At 63.8% G+C, this 16,767-nt stretch carries 17 protein-coding genes; 6 read left to right on the forward strand and 11 right to left on the reverse strand.

Going from position 1 to position 16,767, the window contains the following annotated elements; genetic code table 11:
* Positions 1–179: 179 nt before the first annotated feature.
* The 7 genes from V5F23_RS13655 to V5F23_RS13685 all read right to left on the reverse strand — a co-directional run bounded on the left by V5F23_RS13655 (position 180) and on the right by V5F23_RS13685 (position 6,726).
* The gene (locus V5F23_RS13655) at positions 180–2,123 is read right to left on the reverse strand and encodes a response regulator (protein ID WP_212803811.1); all 1,944 of its coding nucleotides are present in this window, start codon (positions 2,121–2,123) and stop codon (positions 180–182) included.
* Positions 2,113–2,988, reverse strand: coding sequence for an ATP-binding protein (locus tag V5F23_RS13660; protein WP_042732014.1), 876 nt, complete (start codon positions 2,986–2,988; stop codon positions 2,113–2,115). Before V5F23_RS13660 ends, V5F23_RS13655 begins: the two co-directional genes overlap by 11 nt.
* Positions 2,981–3,991 carry an ATP-binding protein gene (locus V5F23_RS13665; RefSeq protein ID WP_212803875.1) on the reverse strand — a complete coding sequence of 337 codons (1,011 nt, stop codon included), beginning with the start codon at positions 3,989–3,991 and terminating at the stop codon, positions 2,981–2,983. The genes V5F23_RS13660 and V5F23_RS13665 overlap by 8 nt, the downstream gene beginning before the upstream one ends.
* Positions 3,988–4,392 carry an anti-sigma regulatory factor gene (locus V5F23_RS13670; protein WP_212803812.1) on the reverse strand — a complete coding sequence of 135 codons (405 nt, stop codon included), beginning with the start codon at positions 4,390–4,392 and terminating at the stop codon, positions 3,988–3,990. Before V5F23_RS13670 ends, V5F23_RS13665 begins: the two co-directional genes overlap by 4 nt.
* The gene (locus tag V5F23_RS13675; protein WP_042732012.1) at positions 4,389–4,751 is read right to left on the reverse strand and encodes an STAS domain-containing protein; all 363 of its coding nucleotides are present in this window, start codon (positions 4,749–4,751) and stop codon (positions 4,389–4,391) included. Before V5F23_RS13675 ends, V5F23_RS13670 begins: the two co-directional genes overlap by 4 nt.
* Positions 4,752–4,755: 4 nt before the next feature.
* The gene (locus V5F23_RS13680) at positions 4,756–5,607 is read right to left on the reverse strand and encodes an STAS domain-containing protein (RefSeq protein WP_042732011.1); all 852 of its coding nucleotides are present in this window, start codon (positions 5,605–5,607) and stop codon (positions 4,756–4,758) included.
* A 249-nt stretch (positions 5,608–5,856) separates the two neighbouring features.
* Positions 5,857–6,726, reverse strand: a complete 870-nt coding sequence (locus tag V5F23_RS13685; RefSeq protein WP_042732010.1) for a LysR family transcriptional regulator — start codon at positions 6,724–6,726, stop codon at positions 5,857–5,859.
* Positions 6,727–6,837: 111 nt separating this feature from the next.
* Here V5F23_RS13685 and V5F23_RS13690 point away from each other — a divergent pair, with 111 nt between their 5' ends.
* The 5 genes from V5F23_RS13690 (at position 6,838) to V5F23_RS13710 (ending at position 13,978) form a co-directional block, all read left to right on the forward strand.
* Positions 6,838–7,443, forward strand: a complete 606-nt coding sequence (locus V5F23_RS13690) for a LysE family translocator (RefSeq protein WP_212803813.1) — start codon at positions 6,838–6,840, stop codon at positions 7,441–7,443.
* 194 nt (positions 7,444–7,637) lie between these two features.
* Entirely contained in the window at positions 7,638–8,759 is a 1,122-nt protein-coding gene (locus tag V5F23_RS13695) for an AAA family ATPase (RefSeq protein ID WP_047738561.1), read from the forward strand.
* Positions 8,756–9,199, forward strand: coding sequence for a hypothetical protein (locus tag V5F23_RS13700; protein WP_052497357.1), 444 nt, complete (start codon positions 8,756–8,758; stop codon positions 9,197–9,199). Before V5F23_RS13695 ends, V5F23_RS13700 begins: the two co-directional genes overlap by 4 nt.
* Positions 9,199–11,028 carry a hypothetical protein gene (locus V5F23_RS13705; RefSeq protein WP_042728605.1) on the forward strand — a complete coding sequence of 610 codons (1,830 nt, stop codon included), beginning with the start codon at positions 9,199–9,201 and terminating at the stop codon, positions 11,026–11,028. The genes V5F23_RS13700 and V5F23_RS13705 overlap by 1 nt, the downstream gene beginning before the upstream one ends.
* Entirely contained in the window at positions 11,015–13,978 is a 2,964-nt protein-coding gene (locus V5F23_RS13710; RefSeq protein WP_338498767.1) for a bpX6 domain-containing protein, read from the forward strand. The genes V5F23_RS13705 and V5F23_RS13710 overlap by 14 nt, the downstream gene beginning before the upstream one ends.
* 19 nt (positions 13,979–13,997) lie before the next feature.
* Here V5F23_RS13710 and V5F23_RS13715 read toward each other — a convergent pair whose 3' ends face one another.
* Complete coding sequence (locus V5F23_RS13715) at positions 13,998–14,423, reverse strand: VOC family protein (RefSeq protein WP_047738567.1); 426 nt, start codon at positions 14,421–14,423, stop codon at positions 13,998–14,000.
* 150 nt (positions 14,424–14,573) lie between these two features.
* Here V5F23_RS13715 and V5F23_RS13720 point away from each other — a divergent pair, with 150 nt between their 5' ends.
* Positions 14,574–15,452, forward strand: a complete 879-nt coding sequence (locus tag V5F23_RS13720) for a LysR family transcriptional regulator (RefSeq protein ID WP_338498770.1) — start codon at positions 14,574–14,576, stop codon at positions 15,450–15,452.
* An 11-nt stretch (positions 15,453–15,463) separates the two neighbouring features.
* Here V5F23_RS13720 and map read toward each other — a convergent pair whose 3' ends face one another.
* The 3 genes from map to V5F23_RS13735 all read right to left on the reverse strand — a co-directional run bounded on the left by map (position 15,464) and on the right by V5F23_RS13735 (position 16,731).
* Positions 15,464–16,246, reverse strand: coding sequence for a type I methionyl aminopeptidase (gene map / locus V5F23_RS13725; protein WP_042728601.1), 783 nt, complete (start codon positions 16,244–16,246; stop codon positions 15,464–15,466).
* Between the two features lie 2 nt (positions 16,247–16,248).
* The gene (locus V5F23_RS13730; RefSeq protein WP_042728600.1) at positions 16,249–16,455 is read right to left on the reverse strand and encodes a ParD-like family protein; all 207 of its coding nucleotides are present in this window, start codon (positions 16,453–16,455) and stop codon (positions 16,249–16,251) included.
* A gap of 117 nt (positions 16,456–16,572) precedes the next feature.
* On the reverse strand, positions 16,573–16,731 hold the full coding sequence (locus V5F23_RS13735) for a hypothetical protein (protein ID WP_185057671.1): 159 nt from the start codon (positions 16,729–16,731) through the stop codon (positions 16,573–16,575).
* Positions 16,732–16,767 lie beyond the last annotated feature (36 nt).

Consider the following 16,767-nt stretch of genomic DNA (forward strand, 5'->3'; position numbering starts at 1 on the left):
CACCGGCAATCACGCACTTGGGCGTCTATCAGGGTATCGACCGTCTGGCGCAAACCTGAACAGGCTGGCCTGAAATTCCTTGGCGCCATGGCATGCCCAGGCCACGCCACACCTGGAGGCTCGCTCCTGTAGGCACAATTGAATGCCTGGTCTACCGGGACCCCGCCGATGTCGGGGGGTTACTGAGCATCCAGCGTGAGGCGAACTTTTTCCAGCAACTCGCTGATCTGGAAGGGCTTGACCAGCATTTCCATGCCGCTGCCCAGGAACACCTGGCGGTTGAGCGCGGTTTCGGCGTAGCCCGTCATGAACAGGATGGGCAAACCTTCACGCCAGCCTCGCGCCACATCGGCCAGTTCCCGGCCGCTCATGCGTGGCAGGCCGACGTCGGTCAGCAGCAGGTTAATGGTCGGATCATTCTGCAAGCGCTCCAACGCGGTTTCGATATCCGGTGCCTGGGTGCAGCGATAGCCCGCATCCTCCAGCACTTCGGTCACGAACAGGCGCACCGAAGGCATGTCCTCGACAATCAGCACATGCTCGCCAGAAGCCTGCGGATCGACAATGAGCGGGGCGACGTAAGCCTGTGTCGAGTCGCTGGTGGCCGGCAGCATGATCGTCACTTCAGTGCCGCACCGCGCCACGCTGCGGATGTGCGCATCGCCGCCAGACTGACGGGCGAAGCCGTAGATCATCGACAGCCCCAACCCGGTGCCCTGCCCCAGCGGCTTGGTGGTGAAGAAGGGCTCGAATACCTTGTCGATCACACTGTGATCGATGCCGGTGCCGTCGTCGCGCACCGACAACGCGACATACGCGCCATCGGCCAGGTTGGGGGCGCCATGGGAATGCGCCGCATAGGTGTTGAGCCAAATGTTACCGCCCTTGGGCAGTGCATCCCGGGCGTTGATCACCAGGTTCAGTACCGCGCTTTCCAGTTGCACCGGGTCGACCAGCGCAATCGCCGGTTTGGTAGTCAACTCGAGCTTGAGGTTGATGCGTTCGCCAATGGTGCGCATCAGCAGCTCTTCCAGCGAGCGCACTTGCTCGTTGATGTCCACCGGACGGGTGTCGAGGGGCTGCTGGCGAGCGAAGGCCAGCAGTCGATGCGTGAGGGAGGCCGCGCTCATTGCCGAATTCAGTGCCGCCTCGGCGTAAAACTGAACCTTGTCCGGACGCGCATCGGCCATGCGTTTCTGGATCAGTTCCAGGCTGGTGATGATGCCGGTCAACAGGTTGTTGAAGTCATGGGCGATGCCGCCGGTGAGCTTGCCCAGTGCGTCCATTTTCTGCACTTGCAGCAATTGTGATTCGGCGCGCGCCCGCTCGGCGACTTCCTTGGCCAGTTGCGTGGTGGTGTCGTCCAGCCGTGCCAGGTGAGAACGCTCACGGTGGCGGTGTTCGGTGACGTCCTCGATGAACACCAGGCTCAGTTGCGGCGTGCGGTACGGTGATATCTGCCACTCGGTCTCACGAATCTCACCCTGCACGCGCATGTTCAACGTGCCCTTCCAGCGTTCGCCATCGGCCAGGCGTTGGCGCAACTCGTCGAGAACCGCGCCCTGGTCCTCGTCGAAGCATTCGCTGAGGGTTTCCGGGGCATGGTTGTCCTGGATCATCTGCGCGAAAGCATGGTTGCACTCGTGCACTTTCAGATGAGCATCAAGCACCGCAATTGGCGCCGAGACGTTGACGAAAATCTCGCGAAAGCGCGCCTCGCTCTCGCGCAGCGCGTTTTCGGTGTCGCGCACCCGCAGCAAGGTGCGCAGGGTCGCCAGCAGCACGTCCGGGTCCACCGGGTGAATCAGGTAGGCATCGGCACCGGCGTTGAGGCCGGTGATGATGTCGCCGGTCTGGATCGACGCGGCCGATACGTGGATCACCGGCAGCAACGCGGTGCGTGCATCGGCGCGCAAGGTACGTACGATGTCGAAGCCGCTCATGTCCGGCAGGTTGACGTCCAGGATCAGTGCGTCGATGGGCTCGCCGGCGATCCGCGCCAGACCCTCGCTGCCGGTACCGGCCTCCAGCACCACGTAGCCGTGGCTCTCCAGTCGCCGGCGCAAGGCATAGCGGGTGGCGATGTTGTCGTCGACGATCAACAGACGAATGTCACGATTCATCGGCGTTCTCCAAGGCGAGCGCCAATGGAATGGTCACGAAGAAGTTCGAGCCGACCCCCGGTGTACTGTCCATCCCGACCTCGCCCCCCAGCAACGCCGCGAAGCGTTTGCACAACGACAGGCCCAGGCCGGTTCCGCGCAGGCGTTTCTGCAAGGGCGAGTCGACCTGGATGAAGTCCTCGAACAATGCACCGTGCAGTTCCGGCGCGATGCCTATTCCGGTGTCGCTGACAGCGAAGCGCACCCGGTCCGGTCCTTCCAGGCGGGCCGAGATCCGCACTTCGCCGCGGGTGGTGAACTTCAATGAGTTGGAAATGAAGTTGCGCAGAATCTGCGCGAGTTTCTTGTCATCGGTGTACAGGCGCGGAAGGCCGACGGGTTCTTCGAAGATCAGGTCCACCGCGGACGCATCGACGATCGGTCGGAACATCCCGCGCAGGGCCGAGAACAGGTCGAACATGTCGAACCATGCCGGGGAAATGGAGATCCGTCCGGCTTCGATTTTCGCCAGGTCGAGCAAGTCATCGACCATGTCGCTGAGTTCGCGGGCAGCGCTGCTGACGAACGCCACCTGCTTGTGCTGCTCGGGGCTGAGCGGGCCGTCGAGTTCATCGGCGAGCAGGCTGTTGATGCTCAGGATCGAACCCAGCGGCGTGCGGAACTCATGGCTCATGTACGACAGGAAGCGGCTCTTGAGGTCCGAGGCCTGGCGCAGTTGCTCAGCCTGGGTGTCGAGTTCGGCATAGAGCGCCAGCACGCCCTGGTTGGTTTCATCGAGTTCGTCGCGCAGGGCGGCGTTCTCGCCCTGCAACTGGGCGATCAACGCGGCTTGCTCGGCAGGGTTCAGGGTAGACGGCTCAGCCATGGGCGGCCTCCAAGGCAACGACCAGCACGGTCACATCATCGCGTCCACGGCAAAAGTCGCGATGCAGGACAGTGGCGACCACAGCGGGATGACGGTGCACCAGGCCGGGGTAGTCTTGAAGATTCCAACGGGACTGCAAGCCATCGCTGTACATGATCAATAAATGTCCGTTCACGTGAGCATAGTCAAAGGGCTGGGCTCTGCGGTATTGGCTGCCGACGATGCCCGGGCTCGACACCAGGCCCCGCGACTTGTCCGCGCTGATAAGGGTGGCGCCGATGTTGCCAACACCGGTAAACGTCAGGCCATCGCGCGCGGCATTGAACTGGGCGAAAGCGGCTGCGCCGCCACGCGTGCCAATCATGTCGCGGTGCATGTCCTCCATCAACAGCACCGCACTGGCGAACGGGGTCTGGGCGAACGCCCGCTCCCCCGCCTTGGCCGCGCGCTCGGCATCCTCACCGTGGCCGAGGCCGTCGATCACCAGAGCACTGATGTTGGCGCCGTTGTACGCCAGGTGCCAGGTGTCGCCACACGCCGGATCGGCGTTCAGCGAATGCTGGCTGACGCCGTAACGCAAGTCCGGCTGGCGATTGCCGCGCGGATACAGCCGCGCCAGCAACACCGCACCACGGGCATCGGCGTACACATCGAACACTTCGGTCTGGCGCGCCACGGCCCCAAGGCCGATGCCCTGGGTGCCTCCGGTGGAATACCCATCCGTCAGGCAGGCGTCCAGATTGAAGCCCTGGGCGCGATCGACCGCGAGCATCTCGATGCCAAACCCGTCGGGACAAGGTAACAGGCGCAGGTGTAGCTCGCCGCGGCTGGCGTGCTTGAGCACATTGCTGGCCAGTTCGGTGGCGACCAGGGCCACGCGTCCGGCATCGGTGGCATCAAAGCCGTGTTGCTCGGCGAGCCTTTGCGCGGTACGCCGGGCATGGCCGACCTGGCTGCTGTCTTCGATCAGCAGCACCTGGGTCAGTGACCCAGCGATCGTCATGTCCATCGGGTAATCGTGATTCGCGTGCCCTTGCCGGGCTCGGTGTCGAGCTCGAATTCATCGACCAGTCGCTTGGCACCGGTCAGCCCAAGCCCCAGGCCACCGCCGGAGGTCCAACCGTCGGTCATCGCCAGCTTGATGTCGGCGATGCCCGGCCCTTCGTCGCGAAAGACCAGGCGCAGGCCGACCCTGTCGCCCTCGTCGAGGATCTGCCAATCCATGTTGCCGCCACCGCCATAGACCATGGTGTTACGCGCCAGCTCGCTGACGGCGGTCACCAGTTTGGTCAGGTCGATCAGGCGCATGCCGCATTCGGTGGCCAGTTTGCGTGCCGTTTGCCGGGCGAGCACCACGTCCTGTTCGATGTTGATCGGTTGAGTGCCGCTGCTGCGCACGGTCATGAATGGCGTACTCGTTCCTGCAGCAGTTTCATTCCGCGCTCGACGTTCAGCGCGGTGCTGACGCCGGGCAGCGTCAGGCCGAGTTCAACCAGGGTGATCGCCACGGCCGGTTGCATGCCCACCAGCATGGTTTCGGCGTCCATGATTTTCGACAGGCCGGAAATGGTCGCGATCATCCGGCCGATGAACGAATCGACCATGTCCAGTGCGGAAATGTCGATCAACACCCCGCGGGCCGACGTCTTGCTGATGCGCTCGGACAGATCGTCCTGCAGGGTCAGGGCCAGTTGGTCATGCATGTCGACCTGGATCGTGACCAGCAGAAAGTCGCCCATCTGTAGAATCGGGATACGCTCCATCGGCTCAGACCGTCTTGCCAAGGCTGACGCCCAAGCGGGTCAAGGCCAGTTTCAGTGCGTCGGCCAGGTTGGCCTTGGTGACCACGCCTTGCAGGTCGAGGCCCAGGTGCACGATGGTCTGGGCGATTTGCGGACGCACGCCGCTGATGATGCAGTCGGCGCCCATCAGGCGAATGGCGGTCACGGTCTTGAGCAGGTGCTGGGCGACCAGCGTATCAACGGTCGGCACACCGGTGATGTCGATGATGGCGATTTCCGAACCGGTGTCGACGATACGCTGCAACAGCGACTCCATCACCACCTGGGTGCGTTGCGAATCGAGGGTGCCGATCATCGGCAGCGCCAGTACGCCGTCCCACAGCTTGACGACCGGGGTGGACAGCTCCAGCAGTTCCTCCTGCTGACGCTTGATCACCGCCTCGCGGGATTTCTGGAAGGTGCGGATGGTGTGCATCCCGAACGCATCGAACAGTTCGGAGATTTCCCACAGTTGCTCGGCCAGCAGCGCCGGTTGCTCACGGTAATGAGCTTGCAGCAAGGCAAACAGCGGCCCCTTGAGGGCGAAAATGAAACTGGCGGTCTGTTGCGAATCCTGCCCGAGTTGGGCACGACTTTGGGAGAGCTTTTCGAGGAACTGGCGCGTGGACTCCCAGCCCGGGGTATTGATGTTGGTGCCGTTGTTGTTTTGCAGGCCATTGATCACCAGTTGCAGGAACTCACTGGTTTGTTGCTGCAGGTCCTGGCTTTTGAGGTTGCGGGTCGCGCCACTGGTTTCCAGTCCGTTGATCCATTCGCCCAGCACCTGCGCCTGTTTGTCTTTCATCGCCTCGAACGTGGTGTTCTGCAGTGCTGCCATGTGTGAGTTGCTCCTGAACGTAGGGGAAACCGGTGACTGAGAACGACCGGCGCGAATGAATGACCTTGGCCATCAGAAATAGTTTGGGTAGTTGTTTCGGGAATTTACAGGGGCTTAGTCCTTGATGCTCGTAATTTTTTTAACTTTGCCTGGATGTCACTTATAGCCGTGCAGATTGCGTGAATGAGTGTTGCTTTTTCGCCCGAACCGGCAGGTGTCGGCGCCGTCCACGTTAGCCCGGCCGACAAGCTAGGCCTGCGCAGGGGCGCCCAGGGTCTTGATCAGAAAGCTGCGCAGTCCATCCACCGCGATCGATCCTTGCGAGGCCCGGCTGCGATAGACCGCCACGCTCATGGATTCCAGCGCGCCCAGGCCATGTTCCTGGCCCAGCACCTGAAGGTTGGCCGGGGTGCAGCAGCGGGTCAGCACCGCCACCGCGACCCCGCTTTCCACCGCGGCGATCTGCCCGGCCAGGCTCGAACTGTTGTAGACGACCTTATAGCGGCGCCCATGGCGGACCAGGGTTTCCACAGCGGTGCGGCGGGCCAGGCTTTCTTCGTCGTAGACCGCGATCGGCAGCGGATCCCGACGCCAGAGCTCGAACTGCGGCGAGCCGACCCAGACCATGGGTTCATGGAACAGAAAGGCGCCGCGACGCGGACTGTCGCGCGAGACCAGGGCCAGGTCCAGTTCACCGCTGGCCACCCGGGGAATCAGTGCGGTGGATTGCTCACAGGTCAACTCGATGTCGACGCTGGCGTAGCGCGCCGAGAACCGTTTCAACACCGGCGTGAGGTAAGGCGCGGCGTAATCCTCCGCTACGCCGAGGCGGATCCGTCCGCTCAGCTGTTCGCCCCAGAAGGCCCCCAGCGTTTCTGCGTGCAAGGCCAGCATGCGCCGGGCGTAGCCGAGCAGTGCTTCGCCGTCACTGGTGAGCTGGAAGTGTCGCGGGCCGCGGCTCAGGACCTGGCGGCCCAAGGCCGACTCGAGTTTCTTGAGCTGCATGCTGACGGCCGACTGCGACTTGTTGATCTCAAGGGCGGCGCTCGACAGCGAGCCGGTATCGACGGCGGCGACGAAGCACTTGAGCCAATCGATCTGAAGATCCCTGGGTGTCATGGTGGAAAACCCTGCATTCGATAATCGAATACCTGAGTGCCACAATATGCGCTTTTCGTCCAGGCCTTCTCGCGTCAACATCGGCGCCTGTCATCGTGCACCGGAGCCCCCATGTCCCTCGACGCCTGGCTGTTCTACCTGCTGACCTGCTGTGGCATCGCCCTGGTGCCCGGCCCCAATGCCCTGTTGGTGCTGACCCACGGGGCGATCCATGGCCACCGCAAGACACTGTTCACCATCACCGGCGGCGTCCTCGGTTTCGTCATCGTGATCGCCTTGTGCGTCCTCGGCCTGGGCGCCTTGTTGCAAGCGTCGCTGCATTGGTTGACCGCGCTGAAGATCATCGGAGGGCTCTACCTGATCTGGCTGGGGCTGAGCCTGTGGCGTTCGGAGGCGATGACCCTGGCGGTCAACGACGTGAGCGGCTCGGCCGACTGGTCGCTGTTTCGCCAGGGGCTGCTGTCGGCGATTTCCAACCCCAAGGCCTTGCTGTTGTTCACCGCATTCATCACGCCGTTCATCGACGCCCAGCGCAATCTGATCCTGCAGGCGACGATCATGGCGCTGACCTACGCATTCGTCGAATTCGCCGTGGAGTTCGGCGTGGCGAGCGCGGCGAACCGGGTCCGGCCGTGGCTGGCGCGGATGGGCCGGCGTTTCAACCGCATCTGTGGCGGTTTTTTCGTGGCGTTTGGGGCGTTGTTGCCGATCCGCTAGGCAGGTGCCTTCGTGGGGGGCGGCGTGAGCGACGGACACCTGCCGCAGCCGCCATTGTGCAACGCAATGGCGGCGCATGTTCCGTGGCTGGCTCCCCCACGAGGCTCAAGCTTGGGCCTTGCATGCCGATCAACTTCCCAGTTCGCCCTCGCCTTCAGGCAAGATAGGCCCTTTCAGCTTCAGGGAAGATCCCCATGTCCGCTTCACTCGACCTCGCCGCCACCCAGATCCGTCAGGCCGTACGCGCCGCCACCGAAGGCCTGGTCGGCCGTGAGCAACTGGCCGAGTTGATCGTGCTGGCGGCGGTTGCCCAGGAGCACATCCTGGTCGTGGGGCCGCCCGGCACGGCGAAAAGCGCGGTGGTGCGTCGGGTCGCCCAGTCCATGGGCGGGCGTTATTTCGAATACCTGCTGGGACGCTTCACCGAGCCTTCGGAGCTGTTTGGCACGGTGGACCTGAAGAAACTGCGCGAAGGCACGGTGGAAACCGACACCAGCGGCATGCTGCCCGAAGCCGACATCGTGTTCCTGGATGAAGTGTTCCTGGGCTCGACGGCCATTCTCAACACCCTGCTCGGCGTGCTCAATGAGCGACGGTTCCGCCGTGGCCACACCCAGGTCCAGTGCCCCTTGCGCGTCTGCGTCGCTGCGGCGAACGGCCTGCCCGACGACGAATCGCTGGCGGCCTTCGGCGACCGATTCCTGCTGCACCTGTTCGTGGATGCCGTCCCCGACAACCAGCTCGAAGCGATGCTGGCCGGCGGCTGGCAGTCCGAACAACGCCCGGTCCCGCAACTGCTGGGGCTGACGCCGCTCGACACGCTGGGCCAGGCGCTCAAGGACGTCGACCTGTCCCGGGTGCGCCCAGCGCTGGCCCAGGCCATTCGCCGGTTGCGCGAGGCCGGAATCCAACTGTCCGACCGCCGTATCGTCAAATCCCAGCGCCTGATCGCCGCCGCCGCGTTGCTGCGTGGCCACCGCGAAGCCAGCGAAGCCGACCTCTGGCCGCTGCTCTACGTACTGCCGACCCGCGAGACCCAGCAGCACGGTCGCGAGGTGCTGAAAGACCTTTTGGCCCAGTGCAACAACAGCCATCTGTTCAGTGCCGTCGAAGAAGCGACGCTGCAACCGATGGCTCGCCTGCATCGCCTGCTGGAAACGGCCGAGGATTACCTGGGGCGCAGCGAGCCGCCGGCCAGCCCCTTGCTGGAAGCGCTGCTGCGTGAGATCGACGCCAACTTCAACAGCCAGACCATCCCCCAGCGGCTGCATGAGGTGCGCGGAAAAGTGGCTCACCTGCTGAGCGCCCAGGCATGACGAACAGGGTCACACCGGCCCTCGACTGGCATTGGCGAGCGCGGCATGAGGCCGGTCAACCCCAGGCGGCCGTGGCCTGGGGTGATGTCGCAGCGCGTCTGCACGCACGCCTGCTGCGCATGCCCGAGGATCAAACCGCTCGCCTGCAAGCCACGGCCAACCGGGACGTGCTGATCGTCACCGGCCATGTGGATGACCTGCCGTGGGTCGAGGGTGTCGACTACGCCTGTAGCGAGCCCGCCGCTCCCGGCCTCTGGCTGCCCACCAGTTGGGAACCCGATATGCCGGTGGACCTGATGGGCCAGGCGCTGCTCGACAGGTTCGCCCGCGCGCCGTTGCTGTTGTGGCACGCGCCCAGGGCGGTGCTGCCCCTGGACCGCTGCCTGCCCGTCACGGCCCGGCATCTGCAACGTATTCAGGATGAGTGGGCAGGTCACTGATGCAATTACCCAAATCCCTGCAACCCTGGCGGGACTGGCTGCAATGGTTTGCCCCCGAACAACTGCCGGTGCTGACCGACCTGTTCACCCGTCTCAACCCGTTGCTGGGTCCGTTACGCGGCATGCAGCCGGGCGGCGACCCCGAACCCGACGGCCTGGGCGACCTGCAACGCCGCGGCCCCTATGAACGACTGCTGACCAGCGAATGGTTGCTGGCCGATGAGTTGCCCGACGAGTTTCTACGCAGGGCGGTGGTGGGCGAGCATCTGTTTTTGGCGCCGCGCTACCGCACGCATCACGCCAACCGCATGATTGTCGTGCTCTTTGACGCCGGCCCCTTGCAACTGGGCGGCCCGCGACTAGTGCACCTGGCCCTGATGATCCTGCTTGCCCGCCGTGCCAGCGAAGCCGGGGCCGAATTGCGCTGGGGCATTTTGCAGGAAGCGCCTCGACTGAACGAGTTCAAGGGCGCCGCGCATTTGAAGCAGTTACTCAGCGCCCGTACCTATCAGACCGTCAGTGACGAGCACTGGCGCACCTGGTGCGCCTGGCTGTCGGAACAGGCGTACGACAGCGGCGAACGCTGGCTCGTCGGTCAGCGCCTGCCGCCCACCGATAGCCGTTCGTGCACCCACCGGGTGCAGATTCAAGACAGCCTCGATGGCCGCAGCCTGATGTTCTCGCTGCAGGCCGCAACCACCCGGCAAATCGCCCTGCCCTTTCCCGACAAACGCCAGGCCCTGCAACTGATCAAAGGCGAGTTCGACACCGCTCGACAGTTGGCGCGCACGCCGGTCAAGACCCCCATTGCCCGGGTGGTCCTGACCCTGGCGCCGATCATCGCCAGCAGCGGCTCCCATGTCGCCCTGAAAATGCTCGACGAGCCCGGGCTCGTGGTGATCAAGCTCCCGGCGCCACGGCAGAAAAAACCGCTCGAGGTTCGCAAGACTCTCTGGAACAGCCGTGGCACGCCGCTGGCGATCACATTCCCAGGGCGCATGCCCGGTGCGATCCTGAGCTTCGACGAGCAGTTGGTCTTCTGGAACATGGACTTCGTCAAGGCGGCCGCCCGGCCTGAACGTAATCAACTGCAGATCCCCGTGGGCACGGCCACGCTGCTGCCCATGGTCTGGTTGCACAACGGTACCCACGGCGCAGTTTTCCTGCTCGACAACAAGGGACACCTGGCCTTCTGGGTGACCGACAACGGCAAGCTGCCGCCGCAGCGCGCGTCGGGGATGACGCATTCGATGGCCGATAACGTGGTGGGCATGGCGCAGGTCAGTCGCGACATGCTGGTCTATCTGCGCCAGGAAGCCGGTCGGCTGTATGTCCATCGGCTCAATGCCTGGCTCAGCCAGCCCGCGAGCGATCTGGTGGGCACGGCGAACGACGTCGCTCAGGTATTGTTCCCGGCCAGTGCATGCTGGAACCGGGCCTTTCACGGCTGTGCCTGGATGCGCCTGGTCGACGGCCACCAGCAGTGGCAGCTGGTCGCCCCCAACCTTCAGGCCGAGCAGGTCGACCTGGCGCCTGGCTGGAAAGGCCTGGGATTGCTGATCGGTGACGACGAAGTCTTTTCCATGGTCCTGCTCAGCCCTCACCAGCAGACGGTCGCTCTGTACTGCCAGGGTGAGCAGCAGGCGCTGTTCACCACCCAGGACCCCATTGCCAGGATTACCTTCTGCCCGATGAGCGGGCTGGTCGCTGCACTGACCAAGGCTCGCGAGTTGGTGGTGTATGCGGTCCGAGAGGAACGCAGGGTCCTGCAGGTCATGTGCAATCCGCCGCAGCCATATTCGGAGCTAAGCACCTATGTCCGGTCCTGATATCGTCATGATCCGCCGGCCGGTGCTGAGCGGCTATCAACCGATCGAGGCATTGTGGTTTCCCGCCGAGCGCTTCAGTGAGCATGAACGGGCTCGGCTGATCCTCTCCCACTGGCAAACCGACGCCAAGGCCTATCGCTTTGCCGACGGCGACCTGCTGCGTTTTCCCAAGGCTTGTGCACGGCTGTGCGAGGGGCTGGCCGGCTGGCCGTTGATTCGCCAGGGGCGAACGCTGTGCTCGGCGCGGCTTAGCAACGAGGAAATGCAGCACCTGGCACCCGCCGATGTCTGGCTGGTACGCGGCACCCAGGTCAGTGCGCTGCACCTGCGCGACGCCACGGCATTGGCCGCCGGCCAATGGATCGACGTCAGTCAGTACGCCCTGCTCGCCACTTATGACTGCCGCGATGCATTGCCAGAACCCCACGCCGAGCCGCTGGTTGTGCAAACCGATATCCGGGAGATCCTCGGCGATTCACTGGCGCCGGTCAGCCCCGAGCGCGAGGGGGTGATGCGGGCCCTGTTGGAGCGCCAGCGTCAGGCTGCCGTCGACAAGGCAACGGCAGCCCACCGCCCGCCCGCCTCCGCGTCTCACTCGCAGGGCCGAGGCCCGTTGAAAGATGGCCTGCCAGGCTTCATTGGGGTGGCCGTGGGCACCGGTATCTTCGCCATCAATGCCCTCAACGGTACGCGGTCCCCGACCACCGCGCCGCCTGCTGAAACCGTCAAGCCGCCGCGAACGGTGGATCCTTCCGGGTTCGACCTGGACAATGCCCTGGCGTGGGCGCTGATCGGGACTGTGTTTTTCGTACTCTTCATGTTGGCATTGATGGCCGGGCGTGCCTGGGTGCGGCGCGACGGCGTGAGGACGACGACTGGAAAAGCCACCCATGTTGCCGATGCCGCCCGCCCCGTGCAGCCGAGCGTGCCACCGCGGGCCTCGGGCCGGCCGCGAGGCCCGGCCAGGTGGCGACGCTGGTTGACCCAACTGACTCGTCACTCGCGACTGTCAGCGCTGTACGGCAAACGACAGGCCGCCTACATGCAACGCATGCTGGACATGTTCGAGAACGGCAACCTGGAAGAAGCCTTGCGCCATGCCATTCCGCTGGGCGGCGGCCAGGGCGATGCCGGCCAGGCATTCGGCACCCCCACCCGGCGCCAGGACCTGACGCTCAGCCAGCACTCAGTGCCCGGCACCCGCTTGCTGTTCGAGGCCGATCTGGAAAGCCACCTCAAGCAGGTCTACCGGCAGTCCTTCGAGCGACTGGATCGCGAGGGGCGGATCGAGGAAGCCGTGTTCGTGCTGGCCGAACTGTTGAGGGCGCGACAGGAAGCGCTCGATTACCTGGAAAAGCACCAACGCCATCAACAGGCCGCCGACCTGGCCCTGGCCTGGGACATGTCCGCCTCGACCATCGTGCGCCTGCTATGCCTGGCCGGGGATTGGCAGCGAGCGCTACAAGTCGCCCGGCGCGACAATGCGTTCGCCGATGCCGTTATCCTGCTCGAAAAGAAATGGCCCGAAGCCGCTGCGCGCCTGCGCCTGGAATGGGCGCTGGCCCTGACTGAAAAAGGCCTGTGGCTGCAGGCGGTGGACGTCATCTGGAGCCTGCCGGCAGAGCGCGAACGCGCCGCACAATGGTTGCTCGCCGCCGAGGCCGCAGGCGGCAGCCTGGCAATCGGCGCCTTGGTCAAACGCGCCATCCTGCTCCCCGACACGCTCACGGCCTATGAAACCTGGGTCGAGAAACTGCGCAGCGACCCAGAGCGGGTCATGGACCGCGCCACCCTCGCCCAGGCGCTGCTGGCGCACAAGGCCTACAGTCCAGCGCTGGCCTGGCTGGCAGCCGCGACCGTGCGGGCAATCATTTGTGACCAGGCCGGGCCACAGGCCCACCTGACCCAGAACCAGCTCCAGGCGCTGGTTAAAATGAGCAAGGACAAATTGCTCCAGGCAGACCTGCCCGGCAACGGCCTGCCTCGAAACAAACGCCTCAACCAAGGCCTTGAGCGGGTCAGCGACCCGTTGTCATTCACCGCGCCAGACAGGGGCGTTCGGGCGATCTGCGATGCCGTGCCGTTGACGGATGGACGCTACCTGCTGGCGCTGGGCGAAGCCGGTGCGTCGGTCGTCGAAGCCAACGGCAAGTGCGCCTTCCACTTCCCGGTGCCGACCCAGGTCATTGTGCTGGGCCACAGCCGCCAGGTCGCCCTGGCGCTGGCACGGCGCGGCGACGTCTGGCGCATCTGCAAGCTGGACCTGGTCAATCGCAGCGCCAGCGACTTGGGCGTGCTGATGCTGGACGCCTTCGCCAGGACGTTCGACGGCACGGCCTGGACCGTTGGCCGCGGCACGCAGTTGCGCGTCGTGGACGTGGGTCGCCGACTCGAAACCCTGTGGCACGTCGGTGACCTGCCTGGCCAGATCACGTCGATTCGGGATGACGAGCACAATGAATCGGTCTTCCTGCAGACCCCGCAGCAAGCGCTGCTCTGGCACTACCGCTTGCCCGAGCGCCGATTGCTGCGCCGTGAACCGCTGCCCGTCCGGCGTCAGGCGCACAGCTGGCAAGTGTTCGACGCGGTGGGCCGAACCGTCGAATTGTGGATCGAAGACGGCGTCGACGACGATCCCGCGCTGATGGTGTACGAGGGCGTCACGAGCAAGCGCTATCGCCTGCCCGGCTTCAATACGGAGTCCGCCGACCCGTTGCACGTCTACCCCTTCGCGCAGTGGCTGGTGATAGGTTTCAGGGTCGGCGAGGATGAGGCCCGCTGGCACTTCATACACCGCAGCAGCGACCGGCTCTGCGCCGTCATGGACTGGCCGCTGGAGCATGCGCAACTGCGTTTCGTGGGCAGCGAATGCGTGCTGTTCGATCATCAGGGGCGGTTATGGCAAATCGACGTCGCCCGCTCCACGACCGCGGCCCTGTCGGTGCAGTGACCTGCCGGGCGCGTGCCCTCTATTTCGCGAAGATCTGGCTCATGTCCTTGAATGCCTTGAATTCAAGGGCGTTGCCGCATGGGTCGAACAGGAACATGGTGGCTTGCTCGCCGACCTGGCCCTTGAAGCGAACGTAGGGTTCGATCACGAAGGAGACGCCAAACGACTTCAAGCGCTCGGCCAACGCCTCCCATTGCTCCCACCCCAGGATGATGCCGAAGTGTGGAACAGGCACATCGTGACCATCGACCGGGTTGCTGTGAACACTGTCCTGGGCGGCGGTCTTCGGCTGCTGGTGAATCACCAGCTGGTGACCATAGAAATTGAAATCGACCCACTGGCTGCTGGAACGTCCTTCTTCAAGACCAAAGACTTCTCCATAGAAACGTCGCGCGCCGGGCAAGTCGTAAACAGGGATGGCGAGGTGAAAGGGCGAGAGGCTCATCAGGGCTCCAATACTGTTGTTGTGATGGGCGAACACCGCCATCGTCATGGCGCCTGGCAGCGGTTGTCGGGGGAACAAACGCATCGTAGCGGGTAAAGCCAACTAGAAAAATCAATATATATTTCTTAGAAGCACAATTAATATTTGTGAATGATCAAAGAACTCAAGACGCTCATTGCGGTGGCGCGCGAAGGCACCTTTGCCGCTGCCGGGAACAGAATCGGCCTCACGCAGGCCGCTGTCAGCGCGCAGGTCCAGCGCCTGGAGGCCGAGCTCGGCTTCGAGCTGTTCGACAGAAAAGGCCGCACGGCCCATCTCAACCCCATGGGCCAGCAGGTACTCCTGCAGGCTCAGGAATTGCTCAAGCTCTACGACAACCTGGGCTCCGCGGCGGTGGGGCAACCAGCGAGCGTGCGGGTGAACATCGGTGCGATCGCGTCCGTGCAGCGCTCCTACCTGCCGGTTGCCCTGGCCCGGTTTCACCAGCAAAGCCCACTGTGCCGCACGCGTGTCATCCCGGGACTGTCGATGGAACTGGTAAACCTGGTCGACGCTGGCGAGATCGACCTGGCCGTGATCATTCGACCGCCCTTTTCGCTGCACAGCGATCTGCGCTGGACGACCCTGGCGCTTGAGCCCTACCGCCTGATCGTGCCGCGCCAGGTGCCAGGGGACGATTGGGCGGCGCTGCTTTCCACCCACCCTTTCATTCGCTACGACCGATCCTCCTTCGGTGGCAGGCAGGTCGATCGCTTCCTGCGCCAGATGCACGTCACTCCGCACGAAGTCTTCGAACTGGATGAGCTGGAGGCCATCGTCAAACTGGTCGAAAACGGCGTCGGGGTTGCGCTGGTACCGCAAACGACGCAGAACCCGCCCTGGCCGGCGGGCGTGCGAGCACTGGACCTCGGCGTGCACACCTTTCACCGTGATATCGGGTTGATCCATCGTTCTGGCCAGGGTTTGACCGAACCGGCACGGCTACTGGCCGAGCTCATTCGTGAGCACCTCCAGGGCGAGCGCCTCTAACGGCACCCAGACTACAGGGCCGGCACCGGACGCCCGTCCAACTCATCCGAGCGCAACGTCAGCACCGACACCCCAGATGAAGTCACCGCCACGGTGTGTTCGAACTGCGCGGAGAGTGCGCCGTCCCGGGTCACCACCGTCCAGCCATCGGCCAGGGTCCTGACGTGGCTGCTGCCCTGATTGAGCATGGGCTCGATGGTGAACACCATCCCCTCGCGCAGCACCAGGCCGGTGCCTGGCTTGCCGAAGTGCAACACCTGGGGTTCTTCGTGCATTTGCTGGCCGATGCCATGGCCGCAGTATTCACGCACCACCGAGTAACCATTGCGCCTGGCGTGTTGCTCGATCGCCGCGCCAATGTCACCCAGCCGCCCGCCTGGGCGTACCGCGCGGATGCCGAGCCACATCGCCTCGTACGTGACCTGGACCAGTTGCCGCGCAGCGGCGCTGACATTGCCGATCAGGTAGGTCTTGCTGGAGTCGGCGATATAGCCGTTCTTTTCCAGGGTGATGTCGAGATTGACGATATCGCCATCGCGCAGAATCCTGGAGGGCGATGGCACGCCGTGGCAAACCTGCTCGTTGACCGAGCAATTGAGCACGAACCCAAAGCCATACTGGCCCTTGCTCGCCGGTCGGGCCTTGAGATCGTCGACGATGAACCGTTCCACCATGGCATCGACCTGGAGGGTCGACATTCCTGCGAGCGGGGTTTGGTCCAGCCGCTCGAACACCAACGCCAGCAGTCGCCCTGACTCCGCCATCAGCGCGATCTGCTGCGGATTCTTGATCATGCTCAACTCATCACCAGTGGCTGGGCCCGCACGCCGGCGCTGCCGAGCTCACGGCGCATGACCTCGTTGAAGCTCAGATCGGGGTTCATTTCGCATAGCAGTCCGACCTTGATCCAGAAAGCCGCCTGCGCATTGATGGAACGGCAAGACACTTTGGTAGCGCGGCGCAGTTGATCATGCAGTTCGTCGTCGATGTTCACGATGCCCATTGGTTTCACTCCATACGTTTCGTATATGAAGAGCATATGCTTTGTATGTATTAAAACCAAGGGCAATGGTCGGGCGCCCGCGTTGGCAATCCTGATTCATCAGGGCCGGCGTTGTGATCAGCTCGCCAAGGACGGTTTCTGTTTCTGTGCCTTGGGCGCTCGGGCCGTTGAGTCCTCGTTGCCCGCCGGGCGCGTCTGCTCTTGCTTGAGGGCCTGCTGGCGACGCTCCAGCGCATCAGCGCCGTCCGAAGCCTGGACGCTCCATGGAACAGACATGATCAAACCGAATAGGATTGGAACAAGAAGTGGCTT

The sequence above is a fragment of the Pseudomonas sp. WP18 genome (assembly GCF_036689585.1).
Taxonomy (GTDB): Bacteria; Pseudomonadota; Gammaproteobacteria; order Pseudomonadales; family Pseudomonadaceae; genus Aquipseudomonas; species Aquipseudomonas chlororaphis_E.